23 protein-coding genes are annotated in these 23,484 nt (G+C 44.9%); 20 read left to right on the top strand and 3 right to left on the bottom strand.

Translation table 11 applies throughout. The features are described from left to right. Positions 1-12: 12 nt before the first annotated feature. From KNP88_RS01040 to KNP88_RS01015, 6 genes are all read left to right on the top strand, one after another. Positions 13-2,637 (top strand): transglycosylase domain-containing protein, encoded by a 2,625-nt coding sequence (locus KNP88_RS01040; RefSeq protein WP_214891994.1) that lies wholly within the window; start codon positions 13-15, stop codon positions 2,635-2,637. 106 nt (positions 2,638-2,743) lie between these two features. Beyond that, complete coding sequence (locus tag KNP88_RS01035; protein WP_214768560.1) at positions 2,744-5,008, top strand: DEAD/DEAH box helicase; 2,265 nt, start codon at positions 2,744-2,746, stop codon at positions 5,006-5,008. Then, positions 5,005-6,204, top strand: a complete 1,200-nt coding sequence (locus KNP88_RS01030) for a ribonuclease H-like domain-containing protein (protein WP_214891992.1) — start codon at positions 5,005-5,007, stop codon at positions 6,202-6,204. Before KNP88_RS01035 ends, KNP88_RS01030 begins: the two co-directional genes overlap by 4 nt. Continuing rightward, positions 6,201-6,761 carry an SLOG family protein gene (locus KNP88_RS01025; protein ID WP_214891989.1) on the top strand — a complete coding sequence of 187 codons (561 nt, stop codon included), beginning with the start codon at positions 6,201-6,203 and terminating at the stop codon, positions 6,759-6,761. Before KNP88_RS01030 ends, KNP88_RS01025 begins: the two co-directional genes overlap by 4 nt. 5 nt (positions 6,762-6,766) lie before the next feature. Next, a complete protein-coding gene (gene gpsB / locus KNP88_RS01020; protein WP_088837303.1) occupies positions 6,767-7,075 on the top strand; it encodes a cell division regulator GpsB in 309 nt (102 codons plus the stop codon). A gap of 134 nt (positions 7,076-7,209) precedes the next feature. After that, positions 7,210-7,767, top strand: coding sequence for a nuclease-related domain-containing protein (locus KNP88_RS01015; RefSeq protein ID WP_159172449.1), 558 nt, complete (start codon positions 7,210-7,212; stop codon positions 7,765-7,767). Between the two features lie 35 nt (positions 7,768-7,802). On the opposite strand, the gene KNP88_RS01010 is transcribed toward KNP88_RS01015, so the two are convergent. Continuing rightward, positions 7,803-8,123: a hypothetical protein gene (locus tag KNP88_RS01010; RefSeq protein ID WP_088837301.1), complete on the bottom strand. Its 321-nt coding sequence runs from the start codon at positions 8,121-8,123 to the stop codon at positions 7,803-7,805. Between the two features lie 32 nt (positions 8,124-8,155). Then, on the bottom strand, positions 8,156-9,730 hold the full coding sequence (locus KNP88_RS01005) for an FAD-dependent monooxygenase (RefSeq protein ID WP_088837300.1): 1,575 nt from the start codon (positions 9,728-9,730) through the stop codon (positions 8,156-8,158). Between the two features lie 90 nt (positions 9,731-9,820). Here KNP88_RS01005 and yvfG point away from each other — a divergent pair, with 90 nt between their 5' ends. The 11 genes from yvfG (at position 9,821) to KNP88_RS00950 (ending at position 19,997) form a co-directional block, all read left to right on the top strand. After that, positions 9,821-10,042, top strand: a complete 222-nt coding sequence (gene yvfG / locus KNP88_RS01000) for a protein YvfG (RefSeq protein WP_029330575.1) — start codon at positions 9,821-9,823, stop codon at positions 10,040-10,042. Continuing rightward, positions 10,039-10,650 (top strand): NUDIX hydrolase, encoded by a 612-nt coding sequence (locus tag KNP88_RS00995; protein WP_088837299.1) that lies wholly within the window; start codon positions 10,039-10,041, stop codon positions 10,648-10,650. The genes yvfG and KNP88_RS00995 overlap by 4 nt, the downstream gene beginning before the upstream one ends. Positions 10,651-10,710: 60 nt before the next feature. After that, positions 10,711-10,920: a hypothetical protein gene (locus tag KNP88_RS00990; RefSeq protein WP_029330566.1), complete on the top strand. Its 210-nt coding sequence runs from the start codon at positions 10,711-10,713 to the stop codon at positions 10,918-10,920. A gap of 572 nt (positions 10,921-11,492) precedes the next feature. Then, on the top strand, positions 11,493-12,245 hold the full coding sequence (locus KNP88_RS00985; RefSeq protein ID WP_214891987.1) for a 3D domain-containing protein: 753 nt from the start codon (positions 11,493-11,495) through the stop codon (positions 12,243-12,245). 142 nt (positions 12,246-12,387) lie between these two features. After that, positions 12,388-13,116, top strand: coding sequence for an ABC transporter ATP-binding protein (locus KNP88_RS00980; protein ID WP_029330561.1), 729 nt, complete (start codon positions 12,388-12,390; stop codon positions 13,114-13,116). Further along, entirely contained in the window at positions 13,116-14,633 is a 1,518-nt protein-coding gene (locus KNP88_RS00975) for an ABC transporter permease/substrate-binding protein (RefSeq protein ID WP_214804459.1), read from the top strand. The genes KNP88_RS00980 and KNP88_RS00975 overlap by 1 nt, the downstream gene beginning before the upstream one ends. Continuing rightward, the gene (locus KNP88_RS00970; RefSeq protein WP_214891985.1) at positions 14,630-15,520 is read left to right on the top strand and encodes a diacylglycerol/lipid kinase family protein; all 891 of its coding nucleotides are present in this window, start codon (positions 14,630-14,632) and stop codon (positions 15,518-15,520) included. Before KNP88_RS00975 ends, KNP88_RS00970 begins: the two co-directional genes overlap by 4 nt. Before the next feature lie 205 nt (positions 15,521-15,725). Next, positions 15,726-17,072 carry a sodium-dependent transporter gene (locus KNP88_RS00965; RefSeq protein ID WP_088837295.1) on the top strand — a complete coding sequence of 449 codons (1,347 nt, stop codon included), beginning with the start codon at positions 15,726-15,728 and terminating at the stop codon, positions 17,070-17,072. 343 nt (positions 17,073-17,415) lie between these two features. Then, the gene (locus KNP88_RS00960) at positions 17,416-18,162 is read left to right on the top strand and encodes a 5-bromo-4-chloroindolyl phosphate hydrolysis family protein (RefSeq protein WP_088837294.1); all 747 of its coding nucleotides are present in this window, start codon (positions 17,416-17,418) and stop codon (positions 18,160-18,162) included. Further along, the gene (locus KNP88_RS00955) at positions 18,149-19,375 is read left to right on the top strand and encodes a toxic anion resistance protein (protein ID WP_214891983.1); all 1,227 of its coding nucleotides are present in this window, start codon (positions 18,149-18,151) and stop codon (positions 19,373-19,375) included. The genes KNP88_RS00960 and KNP88_RS00955 overlap by 14 nt, the downstream gene beginning before the upstream one ends. Positions 19,376-19,421: 46 nt before the next feature. Beyond that, positions 19,422-19,997: a deoxycytidylate deaminase gene (locus KNP88_RS00950; protein ID WP_088837293.1), complete on the top strand. Its 576-nt coding sequence runs from the start codon at positions 19,422-19,424 to the stop codon at positions 19,995-19,997. Between the two features lie 251 nt (positions 19,998-20,248). Here KNP88_RS00950 and KNP88_RS00945 read toward each other — a convergent pair whose 3' ends face one another. Continuing rightward, positions 20,249-20,734 (bottom strand): hypothetical protein, encoded by a 486-nt coding sequence (locus tag KNP88_RS00945; protein WP_088837292.1) that lies wholly within the window; start codon positions 20,732-20,734, stop codon positions 20,249-20,251. A 144-nt stretch (positions 20,735-20,878) separates the two neighbouring features. On the opposite strand from KNP88_RS00945, the gene KNP88_RS00940 reads away from it, so the two are divergent. The 3 genes from KNP88_RS00940 to KNP88_RS00930 are packed head-to-tail and all read left to right on the top strand — an operon-like array spanning position 20,879 to position 23,429. After that, complete coding sequence (locus tag KNP88_RS00940) at positions 20,879-22,069, top strand: HD domain-containing protein (RefSeq protein WP_214891981.1); 1,191 nt, start codon at positions 20,879-20,881, stop codon at positions 22,067-22,069. Between the two features lie 12 nt (positions 22,070-22,081). Further along, a complete protein-coding gene (locus KNP88_RS00935; protein ID WP_214845111.1) occupies positions 22,082-23,041 on the top strand; it encodes a CobW family GTP-binding protein in 960 nt (319 codons plus the stop codon). Further along, positions 23,034-23,429: a ribonuclease HI family protein gene (locus KNP88_RS00930; RefSeq protein WP_214891979.1), complete on the top strand. Its 396-nt coding sequence runs from the start codon at positions 23,034-23,036 to the stop codon at positions 23,427-23,429. Before KNP88_RS00935 ends, KNP88_RS00930 begins: the two co-directional genes overlap by 8 nt. The last annotated feature ends 55 nt before the right edge of the window (positions 23,430-23,484 follow it).

The following is a 23,484-nucleotide window of genomic DNA, read 5'->3' as shown; positions in this document are numbered from 1 at the left end:
GAAGGATAGCATATGGAAAGAAGTCGTGTCGCACGTCGTGAAGAAACGAAGACGTCAACTAAACAATCGAATCGGACGAAACGTCCGAAAAAAAAGAAGTCCGGTGGTTCAGGTGGATCTGGAAAAGGTCCACTTTTTAAAAAGCTATTAATGATTGCAACCGGCTTATTCATCATCATGATGCTTGTCGGAGGTGGGTTTGCTGCGTATGCGATTGCCACTGCTCCGGAACTCGATGAGACGAAACTACGGGATGCGCTCCCACTGAAAATTTATGCGAGCAACAAAGAAGAAATCAAACAGGGTGGAACGAGTCGCGAGTACGTCTCGATTAAAGAAGTTCCTGAAGTCGTCAAAGATGCCTTCATCGCGATTGAAGATCGACGTTTTTACCAACACAAAGGGATTGACTTCCGTCGTCTCGGTGGAGCGATCATCGCGAACATCACCGATGGATTCGGCTCGGAAGGGGCATCAACAATCACGCAACAGGTCATCAAACAATCGTTTTTAAGTTCTGAAAAAACAATCACACGGAAAGTACAGGAACAGTGGTTAGCGATTCGTTTAGAACAAGACTACACGAAAGATCAAATTTTAGAAATGTACTTGAATAAAAACTACTATGGTCAGAATTCGTTCGGGATTCAGACGGCTTCAAAAGCTTATTTCAATAAGACGGTCGATAAATTAGATTATGCAGAAGCAGCGATGCTTGCCGGATTGCCACAGCGTCCGACAGCATATGATCCGATTAAAGGGGACCCGAAGTTAACGAAGGGGCGTCAAACACAAGTATTAGATGCGATGTTGACGACAGGCGTCATCACGCAAAAACAACGTGATCAAGGAGTCGACCAACCGATTTCTAAATTGATTGATCCCGCTCCAAAATCGACGACAGATGCTTCGTACGATAGCGTCATCTTTGATATGGTCTCAAAAGAATTAGAAGATGTCTTTGGTCTTGAAGGAAAAGACATCTATGGCCAAGGACTCAAAATTTATACATCGATTGATAAACCGATGCATGATTATATGAATGAAGCCATTAAAGAAGACAAAGTCGTACAATTACCAGACTATGCCGAAGCCGCGGCCTCTGCCGTCAATACAAAAACGGGTGAAGTCTTAGCCGTCGTCGACGGAAAAAATCCAGGGGAAGACACGGCACGTCGTAACTACGCGAATGAACCGCACCAACCGGGTTCTTCTGCGAAACCATTCTTCGCGTATGGTCCAGCGATTGAAAATGAAAAATGGTCGACAGCAAAACAAATCACGGACCAAGAAACGAAGATTAACGGCAAGACGATTCAAAACTATTACGACGGTTACAAAGGAACAAACACGATTCGAAACTGGTTGAAGATTTCTGCCAATACACCGGCAATCCAAACGTTCCAAGAGATTGGTGGCGATGCGGTCGAATCGTTTGCTGCTAAATCTGGTTTGGCATTAGAAAAAGATGAATCAATTTCTCCAGCGTACGCAATCGGTGGGATGAAACACGGATTCAACACGACTGAGATGGCGGGCGCTTATGCGACACTCGGAAACGGTGGCGATTATGTGGAACCACACATCATCAAGTCAATTGAGTACAGTGATGGATCAAAAATCAAATCACCAATCAAATCGAAAAAAGCGATGGAAGACTATACAGCCTATATGTTGACGGACATGCTTCGTGACGTCCTGAAGCCGGGCGGTACGTTCCCGACGGCTGGACTTTCATTTGATGCAGCAGGAAAAACCGGAACGACGAATGCCTATAAGGATGTTTGGTTCGTTGGTTATACTTCTGATGTCTCCATTAGTGTTTGGACAGGAACGACGACATCTGGAAATAATAACGGGATCGGCCTCGAAGGGCAAACCGAGAGTAGAATGGCACAAAACCTATGGAAAGATTTTGTGACCAAAACACGTGACCGGACACCAGCGCCGTTCGAACAACCAAGCTCGGTCCTCAGTATCGGTGACGAACTGTATGTGAAAGGAACGAAGGAGCCGGTCGTCGAAAAAAAGGCCGTACCAGCTCCGACTGGATTGCAAGCTTCTTACGATGAAGAAGCGCAGTCAGGTGAGCTGACTTGGAATTACAACGATTCAGCGTTGCGGACGAACGGATACGATAGCGTAACATTTGAAGTATCGATGAAAGATCCGGATGGCAATACATCGGTTCTTGGGACGAGTTCAACGAATCGAATTGGTATCAATGGTCTAAAACCAGGACGAACAGAGTTCACACTCGTCGCGAAAGCATCAGGAGAAGAGTCAGGTCCTGTTGCGACGTCAGTCACAGTCGCTGAACCAGAGACTGAGGAACCAGTGACGGATGAACCGACGACGGATGAACCGACGACGGATGAACCGGCGACAGATGAACCGGCAACGGATGAACCGACAACGGATGAACCGGCAACAGATGAACCGGCAACGGACGAACCGACGACGGATGAACCGACGACCGATGAACCAGTGACGGATGAACCGGCAACGGACGAACCGGCAACGGATGAGTCAGTCTCTACACAATCAACGGATGAAAAAGCAAAAGAAAATGATAAGAAAAAACAATCCGATAAAGAAAAGACGGACAAAAAAGAGGATTCCCAAAGCACGGAATAAGAAACAGAGGAATGAATTGAAGGTCAAGACTGAAGTGGCGAACCTGTCGCTACAGTCTTACCTCTTTTTTTTTGTATAATGAGTGAAGAAGGAAGGAAGTGAGTCGATGGAACCGAGACAATCACTCGTTACCTATTTAGAGGAATTAAAAGCTGATCGCGCCTTTATGGAGCGCGTCACATATATGAAGACGATGGAAGCTACAGCAGGGCGGTACTCACCTTTTCCGGAACAGATGCCAAAACGATTACAACAAGCCATCAAAGCACGTGGCATCGATGCCTTATACCGGCATCAAGCATTAGCATTTGATCAAGTCATGGCAGGGAAATCGACGGTCATCGTCACGCCGACGGCTTCCGGGAAAACATATTGCTTTAATTTACCGATTCTCTCGCATCTACTGGAGCATCCGAACGACCGGGCACTGTATCTCTATCCGACGAAAGCCCTCGCACAAGATCAAAACAGTGAACTGCTCGAGTTGATTGATGAGCTCGAAGCACCGATTCGTTGTTTTACGTATGACGGAGATACGTCACCGACGATTCGGACGAAAGTCCGCAAAGCGGGGAACATCGTCATTACAAATCCAGATATGCTTCACTCGGGCATTTTGCCGCATCATACGAAGTGGATTGAACTGTTCGAAAACCTGAAGTATATCGTCATCGATGAGTTGCATACGTACCGTGGCGTCTTCGGGAGTCACGTCGCGAATGTCATCCGACGGTTACGCCGGATTTGTCACTATTACGGGAGTGACCCTGTCTTCATCATGACGAGCGCGACGATTGCCAACCCACAAGAATTGGCGGAACGGCTGATTGAGAAGCAGGTCAGTCTGATCGATGACAATGGTGCTCCAACCGGGCGAAAACATTTCATCGTCTATCAACCACCAATCGTCAATGCCCAACTCGGAATTCGACGTTCGGCGACACTCGAAACCAAACAACTGGCATCCCGATTCATCAAAAAGAAGTTTCAGACGATTGTCTTTGCCCGCTCACGTGTCCGCGTCGAAGTGTTGCTGACATATCTACGCAGTTTGATTCGCCATGAACTCGGTCCGAAATCGATTGAAGGATACCGTGGTGGTTATTTACCGACGGAGCGACGTGATATCGAACGGCGTCTAAGAAAAGGTGAAATCACCGGCATCGTCTCGACGAATGCGTTAGAACTGGGCGTCGATATCGGTCAATTGCAAGTCTGTATCATGAATGGTTATCCCGGAACGATTGCTTCGCTTTGGCAACAGGCCGGGCGTGCCGGAAGACGGCAAGATGATGCGTTAATCATCCTCGTCGCCTCGTCCGGGATGCTCGATCAATATGTGGCAGAACGACCGGAGTTATTTTTAAATCAATCACCAGAGGCGGCACGACTCGATCCCGATAATTTAATCATCGCCGTCGACCATATAAAATGTGCCGCATTCGAACTTCCATTTCGGCAAAGTGAAAGATTCGGCACACTCGAGACGGAAGATATTCTCGAGTATTTAGTCGAAGAACGTGTCCTGCATCAGCGGGGAGAGCGTTTCTATTGGATGAATGATGCGTTTCCGGCACATGAGATCTCGTTACGCTCAAGTGATCAAGAAAACGTCGTCATCGTCGATCAGACGGAAGTCCCGAATCGGGTCATCGGTGAGATGGATACATTTAGTGCGATGACGTTACTTCACGATGAAGCGATTTACTTGCATGGGGCGGATCAATATCAAGTCGAGACACTCGATTTTGAGGAGAAAAAAGCGTTCGTCCGTGCCGTTGATGTCGATTATTATACCGATGCTAATTTTTCAGTCGATTTGTCTGTCCTTGAAGAAGATGAAAGCTATTCGAATGATCTGTTTAGTGTGGCCCGTGGTGATGTCAGTGTTCGTGGGATGGCGACGATGTTCAAAAAAATTAAATTCGGTACCCACGAAAACATCGGGTCTGGTCCGATTCATTTACCTGAACGGGAAATCCATACGACAGGCGTCTGGTTTACGTTGCCTGCTACATCTGCTTCTAGTACGGAGCTCGAACAAGTACTGGAAGGTGTCGCGAACAGCCTACGGCGTGTGGCACCCCTCTATTTAATGTGTGACGCGAGTGATGTTTTCGTCGTGCCGCAAGTCAAGGCGACACACACGCAGAAACCGACCATCTATTTGTATGACCGGTATCCTGGAGGGGTCGGCTTAGCTTCTTCAATCTATAAACAACGGAGCATCATGTTACGGGCAGCACGCGACTCGATTGAGACATGTCCCTGCCTTGACGGTTGCCCGGCCTGTATCGGCATGGTCGGTCTCGCAGACGAAAAGGAGCGGACGATTCAGATGTTGACTGAGATGGAGAGGGAGTTAACATGAAAAATAAATTAAGACGAATGTTAAAACCGACGAATCAGGAGAGCGAACAACGGCAAACGATAGAAAAGATTTCGACGCACGCCGTCGATCCGAAGATTGCGAACGAGCAAGCCGCCTGGGTGGAGAAGGGGGCAGAAATTTTAACGTTCGAAGATGAGTGGATCGTTCGAATCGATCAGCGCTATCCACTGACAGAAAGCCATGGACACCGGACGTTTGGTGCCGGGTACGAATCACTTCAACTACCGCATCCACCACTCGCGCTCGATGTCCCGCTCGAACAGATCATCTTTTTCGATACGGAAACGACCGGTTTACGTGGAACGGGGACAACGATTTTTTTGATGGGGTTCGCCCGTTTTGAACAAGGCGAGCTATTGATGCGGCAATACTTCCTGCCGCATCCACACTATGAAGCAGCTTTTTATCATCACTTTTTGACTGATATCGGAGAAGACGTCCGTTTCGTCACGTATAACGGAAAAAGCTTTGATTGGCCGCAAATCAAGACGCGACATGTCTTCGTCCGTGAACGTGTACCGCGTCTGCCGAAAGTCGGTCACCTGGATTTACTCCATGTCTGTCGGCGAATTTTTAAAGGGTTATCCGATTCGTACCGTCTGACAGCGATGGAAGAGCAAATCGGATTTGAACGAGCGGGTGATTTGCCAGGATTTTTAGCCCCGATGCATTACTTTCAATACGTCGAACATCAAAATCCGTCCATCATGGATGGCGTCCTTGAACATCACCTGCATGACTGTCTGACACTTGTCAGTCTGTACGATGAATGCAATCATCTCGTGACCCATCGAAAAGAGGTATCACCTCAAATTGGGGAAAACATTGCCGTCTGGTTAGCCGATTTAGGCATCAATGAGCAATCGGTCGAGCATTTTCATCAGGCAAACGATCTATCGGCAGAAGGCTGGTTACGGCAAGGACTTCTGTACAAAAAAATGAAACGGCATCAGGAAGCAGTCAACTGCTTTAAAAAGAGTGAGACATTCCGCGGATACATCGAGTTGGCGAAATGGGCGGAGCACATTGCAAAAGAGCCACAGCTTGCTTATGATTATACTGAGCAAGCAAAACAACTGTTAGAAGGACAGGTGTTACTAACAACACGGCGGGAACGTTTGACCGCTGAACTTACACATCGGAGCAATCGGTTACAAAGGAAGTGTCAAGAATGAAAGTCGTTGCCATCACGGGTTATAAGCCAACTGAACTAGGAATTTTTGATCAAAAACATCCTGGTATCCCGGTTATCAAAGCGGCGTACCGCGAACGCTTGATTCGACTCATTGAAGACATGGGGACGACATGGTTCGTAACAAGCGCGACTCCAGGCTGTGAACTGTGGGCCTGTGAAGTCATCTTAGAACTAAAAGCAGACTATCCGGACATTCGTCTCGGGATTTTATTGCCCTTTTTAGAGCAAGAGGCTAAATGGAAGGAACCTGTACAAGCTCAGTATTTAGCGGTACTGAACCAGGCGGACTTCGTCGATGCAATCAGCCAAAAGCCTTATGAGAATCCGAGTCAGCTTCGTAACAAAACGGAATTCATGATTAAAAAAAGCCAAGGTCTGTTATCCGTTTTTGATGAAGAACACGGTGGCTCAGCGAAGTATCTCGTCGAGCGTGCTAGAATAGAGATGGAACGGACCGATTATCAACTGTTCTTAATCACACAAGATGATTTATCGATGATGGAGCAGGAACTGAACTATAATGATCAGTGGGAGTGAAGACGATGTATAAACCCTTATTGACAGCAGATGATATTTACAAAAAAGAATTTAAGACGGGCCTACGCGGTTACGTGATTGAAGAAGTGGATGGATACTTGGATCAAGTCATCAAAGATTACGAAGGATTCGAGCGCGAAATCGAGCGTTTGAAGAAAGAACTAGAAGCAGCAAAAGCGACGGCGCCGAAACCCGAAGAGCGAATCGTTGAGGCGGAAGCCCCAGTGTCTAATCCATCGAATTATGACATGCTACGCCGGATTTCAAATCTTGAAAAAGCTGTTTTTGGACGTCCTCACCAAGAAAATCAATAAGCGTCAAGACATCTACTTAAACAGAAGTGGATGTCTTTTTTTGTTACGAAATTCCCCTGATTTTGAAAGCGCACACCGCTTGTGCAAAAGGATGGTAAACTAACTAATAATACATAGACGTAAGGGGAGACAATATGTTACAGGTGATGGCAACAAAAATGACACCTCTAGAAGAGCGGCGTTTCTTTTCCTTTAAACGTTCAGTTCCAAGTAAGGTGAACGACTTAGAACTCGTCTGTGATCAAGTGCGACATATTTGTCGCTACGATTGGATGTTATTTGAAAACGTCGAGCTCGACCGCCGCATGAAGATTGAATTTGCCTTAATCGGGCCAAAAGGATTGTTTTTAGTCCTTGTCAATCAAGAGGCTGCTGTATTGCTAAGTGATCAAACCTATCACGTCGAAGACGAGCAACGTGTTCAACGGGTTGAACAACGGCACCCAGTAATAGAGGCACAACGCCTCACGAAACATGTCAGATCGCTTTTAAAGGCGGAAGGCGTGTCGATTCCTGTTCACACGATGATAGTATTCAAACAAGCGCCGAAGTTGCGTATGACGCGGGTTAAGTTTCCGATCGGTCAGTCCTTTGCTGCCATCAAGCCATGGATTGCAAGACGACAAGGAACTCCTGTCACGGAGAAAGATCGTAAACAGGTTGCTTTTATACTGGCAAACCATCAAAAATAAGCAACCTCTCAACTTACGGAGAGGCTGCTTATTTTTTAACGTCTTTTTTTAGGTTGAGTGAGAAAACGTTCGACACGGTCGATATCTTCTTTAAGTGCATAAATTGCAACACGATCGGCTAAATCTTTACTGAACCTTCGGAAAAAGATAGAGGTTTTAACACCTCGCTCGAGCCGGACTTCAAAACCGGCATCCGCTAGTAGCTCGTAATCTCGATGAAGCTGTTCGCCTTTTTCTCCAAATTCTTCACCGACGAGGACCCAACGCAAAGACTCTTTTGTGCGACGGGCGACGATGATGATGAACAGAACAACTAGAACGATGATCAAAAAGTATCGTATATTCATAAACTCCATGGATCTTATCACCTCATACCTATCATACGTGCTTACCGGGCATAAAGTAAACGTTCAAGGTAGCGAGAGAAAGGTTTAATCTTCAAGCCTTGCTGACGATAAGCGATGTAGCCGTCTGGACGAATCAAATACAGACCACATTGCTTAATCCCGAACTTCCGTGCGAGTTCTCCCCCCTGGTCGACGACCCCGTCTTCTTTTAGCTCTTGATGAATCGAGACGGTCTCAAACAGGTCCGGATAGGAGTAGGCGAGTTCTTTATAAGGGGTCAGTTCTGATTCATCGGACTGACGCGGTAAAAAGAGCAGCAATAAGAAATTTCGATCAGCGCGACGTAGCAGTAACTCATTTTTTTTCGTCCGCGGATTTACAACTTCGCTGTACGGCATCGGTTCACCCGGTTTCGGTGCAAGTAAGCCAAATCTCCCTTGCGTGACAAACGTATCGGATGGATGATAGTTACTATTCAATTGAGCAATCCGGTTCGTCACGTAATGATGAAGCGGTGTGATTTTTAAACTGTTCCGAATGACTTTTTCTTGCAGAGGTAGTAAAAATGGCACATTGATTTGCAACAATTCAGTCGCAAGGTTCGTCGAACGTAAAATTCCACGTGCCGCTTCCCGCCGTTCCGTACTATAAGAGTCGAGCAACGGGAAACTTGCTTTAAACTCATGTACACACCAAAGCTTCCAGGCTAGATTCATCGCGTCTGCGATTCCCGTATTCATCCCTTGTCCGCCGACAGGCGAGTTGATATGCGCTGCATCACCGATTAAGTAAATCCGGTGGTGACCAAACTTTTCGATGATTCGATTGTGGACACGGAACATGGAATACCAATGGACTTTTTTAAGTTTAAAGGGTACTTTCGCCCGATTTTTAAGAAAGTCTTCAATCGCCGCATGATCCGTCGGTACGACACCGTCCGTTAAATTGCCCGTAATTCGAAATAAGTTTGATTGTAATGGGAACGACTCGATTACTCCATGATCGGAAAAGAAAATATGGACTTCTTCTGACGAAAGCGGCCAGTCGACTTCAATATCAGCAAGCGCCCAAGATTCCTTGAACGACTTGCCACTGAAGGGAAGTCCTAGTTCACGCCGGACGAAGCTGTTCGCACCGTCTGCGCCGACTACGAACGAGGCATCGACTGTCTCGACGACATTGTTTTTTCGAATCGATGCCGTGACGAATGTTGGAAATTGAGCGAAGCCGGTCAACTCGGTATCCCGTTCGACACGATGTCCGTAATCAAGTAGGCGTTGTTCAAGAATCCGTTCCGTTTCACTTTGAGGTAAGAGTGTTACAAATGGGAAAGGTGTATTCAAATCCGTAAAATCAAGTTTTGCTTGCCAAGCTCCATTCACATAGAGATTTCCTTGATTAATCTTAATCGCTTCTGCCATCAGTTCCTCGGCAACACCGAGACGGGCAAACAATTCAAGTGAGCGTGCTTGAATACCGATTGCCTTTGAGACGACAGATGGTCCGCTCGCTCGCTCGATGATCCGGAATGTTAAGCCATACCGTGAGAGCGCGAGTGCAAGTGTCAATCCGGTCGGTCCGGCCCCGATAATCAATACATCTATGTTTTTCTTCACGAATAAGCCCCCCTTATTTTACTTCTTAGCCAAAAGTAGCTACCATTAAACTATACACCTAGCGGCTAACCGCAAGAGAGGATGAGTCGGTTGAACGAACAGTTATTTACAGCAGACCGTTTAGTAGCGAATTTCAAAGAGTATATTCGACAAAATGAGGCATATATGACAAAGACACAAGCATTGAATGCGTATTATAAAGTCGTTTCGGGCTCGATTCTTGCAGACCGAATCGCGAAGAACGCCGATTTGATTGTTCGGATGCGTCACTTAGAGGAAGCGTATCAGAGAGTTTCGCAGGAAGGACGATGAATAATCCCGTATTCGATCAAATCAAAGATGTATTCAAATCGACAAGGGACAGCCTTCCGCGGCAAGCAGCAGCAGTTCTTGTCCCGTTAGTCGAACGCGACGGGGAAATCTGCCTCCTCTTTCAAGTGCGGGCAAAAACGTTACGTTCGCAACCCGGAGAGATTTCTTTTCCGGGTGGACGAATCGATGCCGGAGAACAACCGAAAGAAGCGGCAATCCGGGAAACGCGAGAAGAACTCAATGTGACAGTGGAAGAAATTGAAGTCATCGGGACGTTAGAACCGCTCGTGACACCGAACCGCTCCATCATCTATCCATACGTCGGAATCATACAAGCGAATCAAATCGATCCCTCTCCGGATGAAGTCGATCATATTTTTTATGTCCCGTTAAACGCACTGTTGAACGCGCGTCCGATTGAAGGAGAGATGGAATGGCGAATTCGCCCGGGGAAAGCGGTTCCGACAAGTCGGATGGCGAATCGGGAAGCTTATCTTGATCGGACGTACAAAGTCGTCGAACATTTTTATGAGCATGAAGACTACTTGATTTGGGGATTGACGGCAAAGATTCTTCGCCAAGTGTTGAGTATGATTTCACGATACTAGCTTTTTTGTGAGTTCTTTTATATGATTAGTACTATCTGAACGTGTCAGGAGATGATTGAGATGGAAGAAACAGAAGAGTTATTTGATTATATCGTGGGCGATATGGTCAAAACGAAAGAAGGATGGGTCGCGGAAGTTACGGCTGTATTAACAAATACGGTTGTCGGTGATCTCTCGCATACAAAAAACTTTGAATCACTTGGATTCGAATTTGAAAAACAAGTTCTCCTCAAATCAGAGATTGAATTGTTAGAACGTAAAACAAAATAACACGGGACCCGACAACATATTGTCGGGTTTTTTGTTTGTTTGATTGAACCACCTCCACCTCCGCTTTGCTTAGAGGTGGAGGCTTCCTGAGCTATTCAATCTATCGGTCGAAAATTGATCAGGCTAACCCCGTCGTCCTGACGGTTGAACGTTAATCTTGCCCGAAGACGATTCATCTCCTATTTACACGAGGAGTTCACCCTGAACGTTTAGAAGTGGGAGATGAATCGTTTGATTTTGAATAAATATTCAAAGCGTGGGTGAAAAGTTATAAGCAAATCAGTCATTTGATTGCTGAATCGATGGGATGACCTCAATTTTAAGAATAAATTAACAGAATTTCATGAACAATCGTAATCATTACAAAGACGTTACAAGAATAAAAAGATGACAGAACGGTAACAATCATAGAAATGGCTTGATATCAACGATAAGAGCATATTTTGAAAGCGTGTAACCATTTCGTTACTTTTTGACAGATATATTTCAAATGACCTTTTAGGGTTTTCATCCGCAAATTCATCATGGTAAGGTGTTCGAGCCGTTAAAGGCCGGAAAGGTTGTTTTGAAAGATGAAACTAAAACAGATCGTACTTACAATCATTTTTACTTTTACAGGACTTATTCTTTTACCACATATGCATACGGAAGCCGCACAAATTGGAATCGGGACGGAAAAGAAAATCGTCCAAAATCCGCTCCAGATGAAACGAGAGGCTATTCGATTGGAAAAAGAGAAGCAAGCAGCAAAACGAGCTGAAGAACAGGCGAAACAACGTGCTGCAGAACAGGCGAAACAACGTGCTGCAGAACAGGCAGCGCAACAAGAACGTGAACGCCAGGCGAAAGCCGAGCAGGAAGCAAAGAAAAAAAAGGAAACATTAGAAAAGGCAGAAGCACAGAAAAAACAACAAGCAGAAGACGAAGCGAAACGTAAACAACAGGAAAATCAAAAAGAAGCGGCATCGACTGTCGAACCAAAAAAAGTAGCTGCCAAAAATGAAACTGGTGGGCGCCAAGAGACATTTGAGACGACGGCTTATACGAATGATGCAGCGCTGAATGGTTCATATGATGGAAAAGTTTTAACGGCTTCAGGCTATGATGTTACACATACGATTCATTTTGAAGGCCGACGGATTGTTGCGGTTGATCCAAGCGTCATCCCCCTCGGTACGAAAGTGCATGTTGAAGGATTTGGAGATGCGATTGCTCTCGATACGGGAGGCGTCATCCATGGGAAAATCATGGATTTAATGATGGAAACGGAACAAGAAGCAATCAACTGGGGCCGACGTTCGGTCCAAGTTACGATTTACGAATAAGACTAAAAGAGCCATCTCGACCGAACGTTTCGGTCGAGATGGCTCTTTTTTAATGAAACTGCTAAAAAATCAGGTTTTGGAAACACTGATTAAGGGGAATTTTACAAAGATAATAAAACAATAGGAAACGGAGGGATCGTCTGTGATTGAATTTAAAGAAGTCGGAAAAACTTATGCCGACGGAACAAAAGCGGTCCAAAATTTGAATTTTACAGTGGAAGAAGGCGAAATCTTTTGTTTGATTGGTCCATCTGGTTGTGGCAAGACGACGACGATGAAGATGGTCAACCGATTGATTGATCATACAGCAGGTCAGATATGGATTAATGGAGAGCCGATCATGTCGATTGATGAACATGAACTTCGCCGGAAAATCGGCTATGTTCTGCAACAAATTGCACTTTTTCCCCATATGACGATTGAAGAAAATGTCGCTGTCGTGCCGCAGTTGTTAAAGTGGGACAAGAAAAAAGTTGCGAAGCGCGTCGATACATTATTCGAGTTGACGGGTCTTAATGAAAATTTAAAAAAGAAATATCCAAGTGAACTATCGGGTGGACAACAACAACGCGTCGGCGTCATGCGTGCGCTCGCTGCAGAGCAAGATGTCATTCTGATGGATGAACCATTTTCAGCCCTTGATCCGATTTCTCGAGACCAACTTCAAAATGACTTGATCCGATTGAACGGTGAACTCGGTAAAACGATTTTGTTCGTCACCCATGACATGAATGAAGCGCTGAAGCTCGGCAGTCGCATCTGCTTGATGAACGAGGGCGAAATCGTATTTATCGGAACAAAAGAGGAAGTCTTAGCGAGTGACGATCCCTTCATCAAAGAGTTCATGGGACAAGTCAGGGGGACGATGTGATGAACGGTTTAGTCGAAACGTTTCAAAATCGAAAAGAAGAATTACTGCAGGCATTAATCGAACATATTCAACTTTCGGTCATTTCGTTATTAATCGCATGTTTGATTGCCATTCCTTTAGGCGTTTACTTATCACGAAATAAAAAAATTAGTGAATGGTCGATTGGTGTGACATCCGTCATCCAAACGATTCCTTCGCTCGCACTACTCGGACTGATGATTCCGCTTGTTGGAATCGGAACACTCCCGTCTGTCATTGCACTTGTCCTATATGCTCTTTTACCAATCGTCCGGAACACATTTACGGGATTAGCAGAAGTCGACCCTTCAATTAAAGAAGCGGCCCGTGCCTGCGGAATGACACCGACGCAAAGTTTGTTGAAGGTTGAGTTACCGCTCGCTTTACCGGTCATGATGGCTGGTGTTCGGACAGCGATGGTTCTTATCATCGGGACGGCGACGATTGCTGCCTTGATTGGGGCAGGGGGACTCGGATCGATCATCTTACTCGGAATCGACCGAAATGATAACAATCTCTTATTATTAGGAGCTATTCCGGCAGCCTTACTCGCGTTATTGTTCGATTTTTTATTACGTCAGACGGAAGTCGCCACAAAAAAACGGCAAACGAGCCGGATGGTCGTCGCCCTGGCCTTGATTGCGACACTGATTATCACGCCGTTCGCACTCGGACGGACGGAACAACCTGACTTGGTCGTCGCCGGGAAATTAGGGGTCGAACCAGAAATCTTAATGAACATGTATAAAATCGTCATCGAGGATGAAACGGACTTAAACGTCCAAGTCAAACCGAACTTCGGGAAGACGACGTTCGTCTATAAAGCCTTGCAATCGGGTGATATCGATCTGTACCCGGAATTCACAGGGACGGTCCTTGCTAGCTTAACGAATGAAAAACCGGTCTCAAATGATGCACAAGCGGTTTACGAGCAAGCACGAGATGGATTGGTCAAACAGGACCTCGCGCTGTTACCGCCGATGGACTACAATAACACTTACGCCATCGCAGTTCCGAAAAAAATCGCGGATCGATATGACTTAAAAACGATTTCCGACATCAAGCGGGTTGCGAGTCAATTAACGGCAGGCTTCACGTTAGAGTTTAAAGATCGTCAAGATGGTTACAAAGGGATTCAAGAAAAATATGGCGTCAATTTTAAAGAAGTCGTGACGATGGAACCGAAATTACGATACAAGGCAATCGAATCAGGAGATATCGAAGTCATCGATGCCTATTCGACCGATCCAGAAATCGCGAAATATGACATGGTCGTCTTGAAAGACGATCAACAACTGTTCCCTCCGTATGAAGGGGCACCTCTGTTGCGCCAAGAGACACTTGATGAGTACCCGGAAGTCGGGGAAGCATTAAAGAAATTAGATGGAAAAATCACGGATGAAGAAATGTCTAAAATGAATGAAGAAGTCGCCTATGGTGGTAAAACTGCCAACGAAGTGGCAAATAATTATTTGAAGAAAGAAGGAATCATTCAATGAAACTATTGATGATTAGTAATCCTTCCGCCGGGACGAACCGGAGTGGTCTTCTAGAAGATGTCATTAGTCCACTTGCGGAACAATTCAATGAAATCGTCATTAAGCAAACGAGTCGGGCAGGAGATGCACAGGAGTTTGCAGAAGAAGCGGGAGACTTCGATGCCCTTGTCGTCCTCGGTGGAGATGGGACCGTATTTGAAGTCATTAATGGATTAGCTAAACTGCAGACGCGTCCGATTCTTGGCATCGTGCCAGGGGGAACGTGTAACGATTTTGCACGGACACTCGGTTTACCGATGGTGCCGCGTCTTGCTGCAGAGATGATTGCGACCCAACAAATCGTCGAAGTCGATCTTGGACAAGTCAACGATACGTACTTCCTTAATTTTTTGGGTCTCGGATTAATTGCTGAAGCATCAATTGGCATTGATACAGAAGAAAAAGTCCGACTTGGGAAAATGGGGTATTATCTTTCAACCATCCGCTCAAGCTTGGATGCAAAACCGTTTGCCTACGAACTTGAATTAAATGAAGGGCAAAAAATGACAGGAGAAGCCGTTTTGATTTTAGCAGCGAATGGCGAGTCGCTTGGGGGGATTGAAACGAATCTTTCGAACGGTGCATACAATGATGGGAAACTGGATTTAGTGATTGTCGATGAAGTCAACTTAGCGACAATCCGTGACGTGATCCTTCAAAAAATCGGACTGGCAAACGACCCATCTTTCACGCACATCTTAACGAGTGGTTTTACTTTAAAAACGGATTCTCCGAAAGTCATCGATACGGATGGTGAGAAGGCGCTGAACTCGCCTGTCGAGGTGAAGGTCTTACCGGAATTCTTGAAAATGTACGCTGGACAAAATCGTAAACTGAATCGAACTTAACAAGATAGTATCAGGAGAGACAAAAAAGATTCGAAGAAGAATCAATGTCTCTCCTTTTTTAGTGCATATGATTTTTGTTTTAATACAAACATGCGAATATGCGGTTATGCTTTGACGCTTTAAAGAAAATGTTTGATAAAGGATGACTTCTTGATTTAACTTTTGTACAATAAGGAAGTATTTTTGAAAAAGGAGGTGGAGTACCATGAAAAGCAATGCATGGGCTTCAAAAGTTGGGTTTATCTTAGCAGCAGCAGGATCAGCGATTGGACTCGGTGCGATATGGAAGTTTCCATATACGACAGGAACGAATGGTGGAGGCGCTTTTTTACTACTATTTTTAGTGTTCACCTTGCTCCTCGGTCTCCCGGTATTGATTGCAGAATTTTTAATCGGTCGAACGAGTGGAAAAACGGCGTTGCGCGCTTTCGAAGAGTTGGGTCATAAGAAATTCACCTTTATTGGCGTGTTAGGTGTCATCACCTGTTTCTTACTCTTATCCTTTTACAGCGTCATCGGGGGATGGGTATTAATTTATACGGTTCTTGGTTTTTCCGGAAATTTGACTTCCATGAGTGGGGATCAGTTAGGAGAACTCTTCGGAACGATATCCGCCTCTCCACTCTATGCGATTTTAGGTCAAGTCGTATTCCTCATCATTACGGGATTAATCGTCTTGCGAGGTGTTCAATCGGGAATTGAAAAAATGAGTAAAATCTTGATGCCATTATTATTCCTTTGTTTCATTATATTAGTGAGTCGGTCATTGACCCTTGAAGGTGCAAGTGAAGGGGTTCGTTTCTTCATCGAACCGGATTTCTCAGCGCTGAACCGGACATCGGTCCTGAGTGCGCTCGGACAAGCCTTCTTTTCATTATCGCTCGGCGTCTCCGCAATGTTGACGTATGCCTCGTATATGAAAGAGCGTGGTCAAATCAATCGGTCAGCAGGATGGATCGTCTCTTTAAACATCGTCGTATCACTACTAGCCGGATTCGCGATCTTCCCAGCGGTCTTCGCTTCAGGTCTTGATCCTGCTGAAGGTCCTTCACTCTTATTCATCGTGTTACCAACAGTATTCAGCCAAGTCCAATTTGGAACAGTCTTCTTAACGTTGTTTTTCTTACTCTTTGCTTTCGCGTCGATCACTTCTTCAATCGCGATGCTAGAAGTTGTGGTTTCATCGATTACTGATCGAAAAGAAGATGCGACCGTCCAAAATAAGAAACGTAATACCATTATTACGACAATCCTTGTCGCAATAGTAGGTGTTCCATCAGCACTCTCCTTTGGAGTCGCGAGCGACATCATGTGGTTCGATAAGACAATTTTTGATTGGATGGATTTCCTCGTATCGAATATTTTGATGCCAATCGGTGCACTCTTGATTTCAATATTTGCTGGATTTAAACTTGATCGGGCGATTGTCGAACGTGAGCTAGCGACAGGTCCCCTGTTAAAACGAATGATTCCATTTTGGCGCTTTAGTGTATGCTACTTGAGTCCGCTCGCCATTTTAATCATTCTGATTTGGCCACTCGTATTCTCTTGAATGTTTGATTGAATCAGAATATGATCACGAGCACTAGCTTTCGTTTTGATTAACGGAAGCTAGTTTTTTTTGATGAAAGTGATTTTTGAATAATCGAAAAATCTTATGCGTATATGTTACTCAAGAAAAGTAAAAAGTAAAAAGTAGATGCAATCCATTCAGCATCGTACATCTAGAGACGGATGCGGCCGGTGAAAGATTATGGTGAAATAAAGAGTAGAGAGGACTAACATTTATCGAAAACGGGAAACTTTTTGTTAAGACATCCGTAATGGTAAGATATAAGAAACAGTAGATTCATTCATGACACAAATAGATGGAGTCAATAGAAAGAGGGGATGACATGAAATCTTCTACATGGTGGATTTTCGGATCGATTGGTTTGATGTTCGTATTTCTTCAGATAGCAGATACGTTAAACTTTTCCGGAATCTTCGTAGCACTCGGTTTATGGTTCATTTGGAGCGGTTACCGGGCGAAACCCGGGAAGCGGTACCGGACAGAACGAAAATCAACAGAGATAAAACGACAAAATGTCAAAAAGAAATTGTTACTCGATGATGATGATCAATTTGTCGGAAGCGTCATCTTAAAGCCTGAACAAGCGACGCGCAGATTTGATGAAACGGATGATTTGGAGTTGCAAGTCTTGCAACGGACCGTCGAAGAAGGTTTCGTAAAGTTACAGGCATTCGATGGCATTATCCCATCGATCCGAGACAGCGAAGTACGTTCAGATATGCGAATCGTCTCGCGCGAAGCACATGTTTTATTTGAAGAATTATTTAATGCACCACGTGAAGTAAAAAAAGTACGCGACTTCTTCACGTTTTATCTCGATTCCTTATTATCGATTTCAGAAAAATTCGCAGATTTAGAACGACGTGGGGCTCAAGTGCAATTTGATACACGCGAACAACTGCAAGCGAACTTGAAGATGATTGCTCAAAAATTAAAACAACACCAATCCTTGTTGTTAGAAGGAGATACGGTCGACTTAGAGCGTGAACTTTTAACGATTGAAAAAGTTTTGGCACAAGAATCGGAACAAAGAAAACAGGAGGAGAGTTATAAACATGACCCATTCTGATAACAATTCATGGCAAGAGTGGCCGGACGAATCCAAAACAGAGGAACAGGCACAACCAACGATTTCTGATCCATCAGTTGACCTGAATCTTGCGGAAACACCAAAACACCGGACGCCAGTTCGTCCGGTTGAAGAAATGATTCCAAGTGACGTTCCAGCTGAACAGCGTCAAAAAATCGAACGTTTACTTCAAGTGATTGATTTGAATAAATCCGATGCCGTCATGCAATTCGGAGCACCGGTTCAACGGGAACTCTCGCAATTTTCAGATCAAGTGTTAAGCGAAGTCAAAATGAAAGATGGTGGCGACGCCGGAAAACTGTTGTCGGATTTAATGCAACGTGTCCGTCAAATGGACCCGGATTCGTTACAAGAAAAGAAAAGCTTTTGGTCAAACGTTCCCGTCATCGGACGGGCGAAGAAAAAAGCGGAGACCTACTTCTTACAATATGAAAAGATGAGTGCTTATTTAGAAGAGGTCGTTCATAATTTAGATCGTTCGAAGTTCGGCTTAATGAAAGACATTACGTTACTTGATCAAATGTATCAAAAAAATCGACGTTACTTCGAGGAACTAAATCTTTACATCGCAGCGGGTGAGACGAAGATTGCACACGTCAGAGAAAATGAGATCGAACCGCTTCGGACAGAAGTCGAGGTTTCACGTGACCAGACGAAACTACAAGAATTAAATGATTTGATTCAATTGACGGACCGGTTCGAGAAAAAAATTCACGACTTAAAGTTATCACGTACGATCAGTCTTCAAATGGCACCGCAAATCCGTGTCATTCAGCAGAATAACCAGATTCTTGCTGAAAAAATTGAATCTGCAGTCGTCAATACGATTCCACTTTGGAAAAACCAAGTCGTCCTCTCACTCAGTCTGTCTAGGCAAAAGAGTGCTTTGCAGATGCAAAAGGATGTTACAAGTACGACGAATCAATTGCTCGAACAAAATTCACGTCTCTTAAAAGATTCATCGATTGAAATCGCAGAAGAGAATGAAAAAGGAATCGTATCGGTCGAATCGTTAAAAGTTGCGCATCAAAATTTAATCGAGACGCTTGATGAGACACTGCGGATTCAACAAGATGGGAAGCAGAAACGTCGCGATGCAGAGCATGAGTTAGAGCGGATGGAAAATGAATTAAAACAAAAAGTCATTGAAGTCGCTTCGAAAAGTCGCGAATTACCAAATCAACGATACTAAGGGACACGTTTACGTGTTCCTTCGTATTGTTTAAGGAGTGAACGTTATGGATCCGAAACAAGAGAAATGGGATACGACCTGGTTACTGTTTGCGCAGATGATGGCAGAACGTCATTCGAAATGTGCCTCGAAGTCTGTCGCATGCGTCATCGTCAAGGATGAAAAGCCAATTTCGATTGGAATCAATGGAACACCGAGTCAGCATGTGAACTGCAACGAAATTTTTTTAAAGCAACACGGGGTTTTCTATAAATCAATCAATGAAAATGTGTTGGAATCTGATACTACTATACATAATGGCGAAGTTTTTTATCGTTGTAATAACCAACAAGAACATCATGAATGGTCAAAGCAACATGAAATTCATGCGGAGATTAATGCGTTAGGAAAACTTGCTGCGGATTCGACGAGTGCGCGTCATGCGACGGCTTATGTCACGCATAGTCCGTGTCACGCATGTAGTTTAGCTTTAATCGCTTCAAAAATTGATCGCGTCGTCTATACGACGGGTTATGAATACGGCGATGGATTAAACTTGATGCGCCAAAGCGGGATTGAAGTCGTACATTTGCCATTAACAGAACAATATTTTCTTGAGAAAATTTTAGATAAAGGCTTGTAAACGCTTCCATTGCATTGTATGATGAAATCAAGCATTGCCATGGTAATTATTCACTCTTCCATTCGGGTTGATTTCTAACGAGATCAACCCACTTTTTTTGAAAATCAATTGACAGAACCTCCAATATCTGTGATGATGATTATAGAATATGACGAAGCGGAATGCCGCATTTTCATAATATACACCTTTCAAGGAGCTGGAATGCCAGGTCGTTGAAAAAAAGTCCTGACTCACTCGAGTCAGGACTTTTTTTAATGAGAGTAGGTGACGCGGGTTGACTCTTGTAGTCGACGTGCCCGAATCGAACACTTTTGTGCTGCTGCACCACACAGAACACGTTGTAGCCGTTGGCAAATGATATCGACTTGGGTCTGATGGAGAAAAAGTTTTTGGATGAGACGCGCGAAGATGGCATCGTATGAAGACAATTGTCTTTTGATTGCATTTGGTGTCATACTGTTCAGTTCTGCGGTGCTAAATCCCGCATCACTACTGAAAGCGGACAAGACGAGTAACTTGACGAGGTCGGATTGAACGTCGAGTCCGGCATGCTGTACTTGAATACAACATAAGTGGAGCTCCTGTTCGATTAAAGCCTGTAAAGGTGATTCATCTTTAGCCGTTATGCCATAGGCGACGACGGCCTGCCTCAGTTGAGCACGTGTTGCTGGATCGACTGTATCTCGCGCTGTGCGCATCACGACATCATAACTTGAAGAGAGTGAGCGAAGCATCATGAAAGTCCTCCTTAATTGGAAGTATTGTACATATGCATTCATCATAGCTGATTAAGTAAACGCTTACAATCATTCTTTTGTTTTGTACAGGTGGTGAGCGACTTTGATATGATGGACAATAGAGATGAGAGGAGTGATTCGGAAATGATTCGCTTATTTAAAGCAATTCCAGAGCAACAGATGCCACCTTACCTTGGGGATGAATTTGTGGTTGACGTATCAAATGCGTCAGGCGGCTTTTTGATTGAACGTCACGTTCCGGGAGAACAAATCGAAGAGACACTTTTAGTCGCTTCTGCGGAAATCAGAACGAGTCAGACAGGGCGTGAATGGTTACAGTTTACATTCAATTCATCGAGTGGTTCTTGTAAAGGAAAACAATGGTTGAATCAAGGAACGGCGGAAGAGGCGATGCGTCCTTATCTAGAGACGCGGATCGTCCACGTTACTGCCAAGGTCGAGGAATATCCCGTCGACTCAGGTAATAAGTCGTTGACTGTTCAACGCGTCAAGGCCGTCCATGATGTCGCTGGAACGACATTGTTACCTCAGATGCCGATGGAAGAGTCTGCGAGCGATTATCGGGATCAATTGATTGGCCTAGTCGAGCAAATGCAACAACCTTACCGCCAGATTGCCCTGCGTTGTCTAAACTTGTATTGGGATGATTTTTCGACGAGACCAGCGGCATTGTTCCATCACCATGCCTATATTGGTGGGTTGATGAAGCACACTGCTTGTATGATGACGATCGCGGCAGGAATCTGTCAATCGGAGCGACCTTATTTGACGTTACTCCAGTGTATTCAAGAAGCAGAAGCTGATCATAAAAACGATTTATTTCAAGCTCCTGAGCGAGCGACACGTCAATTTGCCTGGGACGATAGCTTCGATTCTCTTTATCAGGCGGCACGGTCGATTACGCTTCTCGATCAAGAACCGAATCAGGATGAACTCTTGTTAGGTGTCTTGTTGCATGACATCGGAAAGATTTGGGAGTATAATCATCTCGGCGCAACACCAAGTCGCTTCACGGACTTACTGCAAGTCGATGCGGCAGAGGAAACGTTATCCGGTATTGCGATTGATCCGCTTGGAAGTCTAGTCGGACATATGCCATTCGGCTGTTTTGTGTTCGAACGCGCGTTGCGTGACGAGGCACTCCGGATTCCGTTAGACATGCATCATCGGATGATGCATCTCATCTTATCGCATCATGGAAAAAAAGAATGGGGTTCAAGTGTCACACCACAAACAACGGAAGCCTGGTATTTGCATGCGATTGATTTACTGGACGCACGAAAAGAGAAATGGCGAACGGCACAACTGCTGTAAGGAGTGAAAGTTATGCAAGAACGAATTAAAACGACATTGATTACGGGTTTTTTAGGAGCGGGAAAAACGACACTGTTGAATCATATTGTCTCCCATCCAACCGAAAAGGTGGCGCTGCTCGTCAATGAGGTAGGATCAGTCCATATCGATGAAGCTTTGATTGAACGAAGTGACGAAGAGATGATTGAATTGACGAATGGATGCATCTGCTGTTCGATTCGTGGCGATTTACGAGAGGCGTTATTACGGATTGCTAAAAAACGACGCGCAGGTGAGATGGTGTTCAATCGTTTATTGATTGAAACGACAGGAATTGCTGATCCGGGCCCAATCCTCCAAACATTCTACTTTGAACCGGCAATTGAACAACAATATCAACTCTCGAGCGTCATCACGGTCGTCGACGCGTACCATCTCGAACGAGAATTGACGTTTGAAGAGAATGTCAGACAAATTGGATTTGCCGATGTTTTGTTACTGAATAAAGTGGATTTGGTACCGGATGCTGCACGAACCGACATCATCGCCCGGCTCGAAGTCTTGAATCCAACGGCACATATCATTCCGACAGTCGAGTCACGTGTCGAGGTAGCAAATTTATTTGAAACGTTCCATTTTCCAAAAGCGGAAGAAGAACGTTTATTACAACAAGATGATCGCTTCGAACGAGCGGCAGATTCGTTCACGGCATTGACGATTACGGAAGTGCAGCCGTTGAATCGGAATCGTTTCGGCGCCGTTTTGCGTGAAGTACTCGAAGCCTATGCGGAAGATTTATACCGCTATAAAGGAATCATTCATTTCGCGGATACGGATCAAAAGACGATTCTTCAAGGCACCGGAATGATTTACGGAACAGCAGTACGTGGAATGTTCGAGCAAGAGAAACAAACGACGCTAGTTTTCATTGGAAAAAATTTAGATGAACAAGCAATCCGAAAAGGTGTAAAGGCGGCGATTGAACATGGTTGAAATGTATTTTGATGGGGCTGTTCGGCCATCGAATGATGACGCGACGGTAGGAATCTTCTGTAAGAATTCCGCAGGAGAAGTCATCGAACGAACGTTTCGGATTACCGCGGTCAACAATCATGAAGCGGAATTCCAGGCGTTTGCACGAGCGGTCGAATTAGCGGAAGAGTTATTGAACGCAGGAGAAAGTGTCTTTTCGTTCCGGACGGACTCGGAAGCAGTTTCGTTAGCGGTCGAACGCGAGTTCGCCAAGAACAAGTGCATTCAAGTTTATTTTGATCCGGCATTCGAACGGTATTCACAATTACCACTGGCATTCGTCAAGTGGATTCCGCGGTCTGAAAATAAAGCGGACCGCGTGGCACGTGAAGCATTAAATGAGTTTTAATTTAAAAACGACCTGTTTGTCCGAGTAACTCGGTGCAATCAGGTCGTTTTTCTGA

This window comes from Exiguobacterium sp. H66 (assembly GCF_018618705.1).
GTDB classification, from domain to species: domain Bacteria; phylum Bacillota; class Bacilli; order Exiguobacteriales; family Exiguobacteriaceae; genus Exiguobacterium_A; species Exiguobacterium_A oxidotolerans.
Note: the sequence above shows the minus strand (reverse complement) of the source record. Positions and strands in the feature narration are given on the sequence as shown.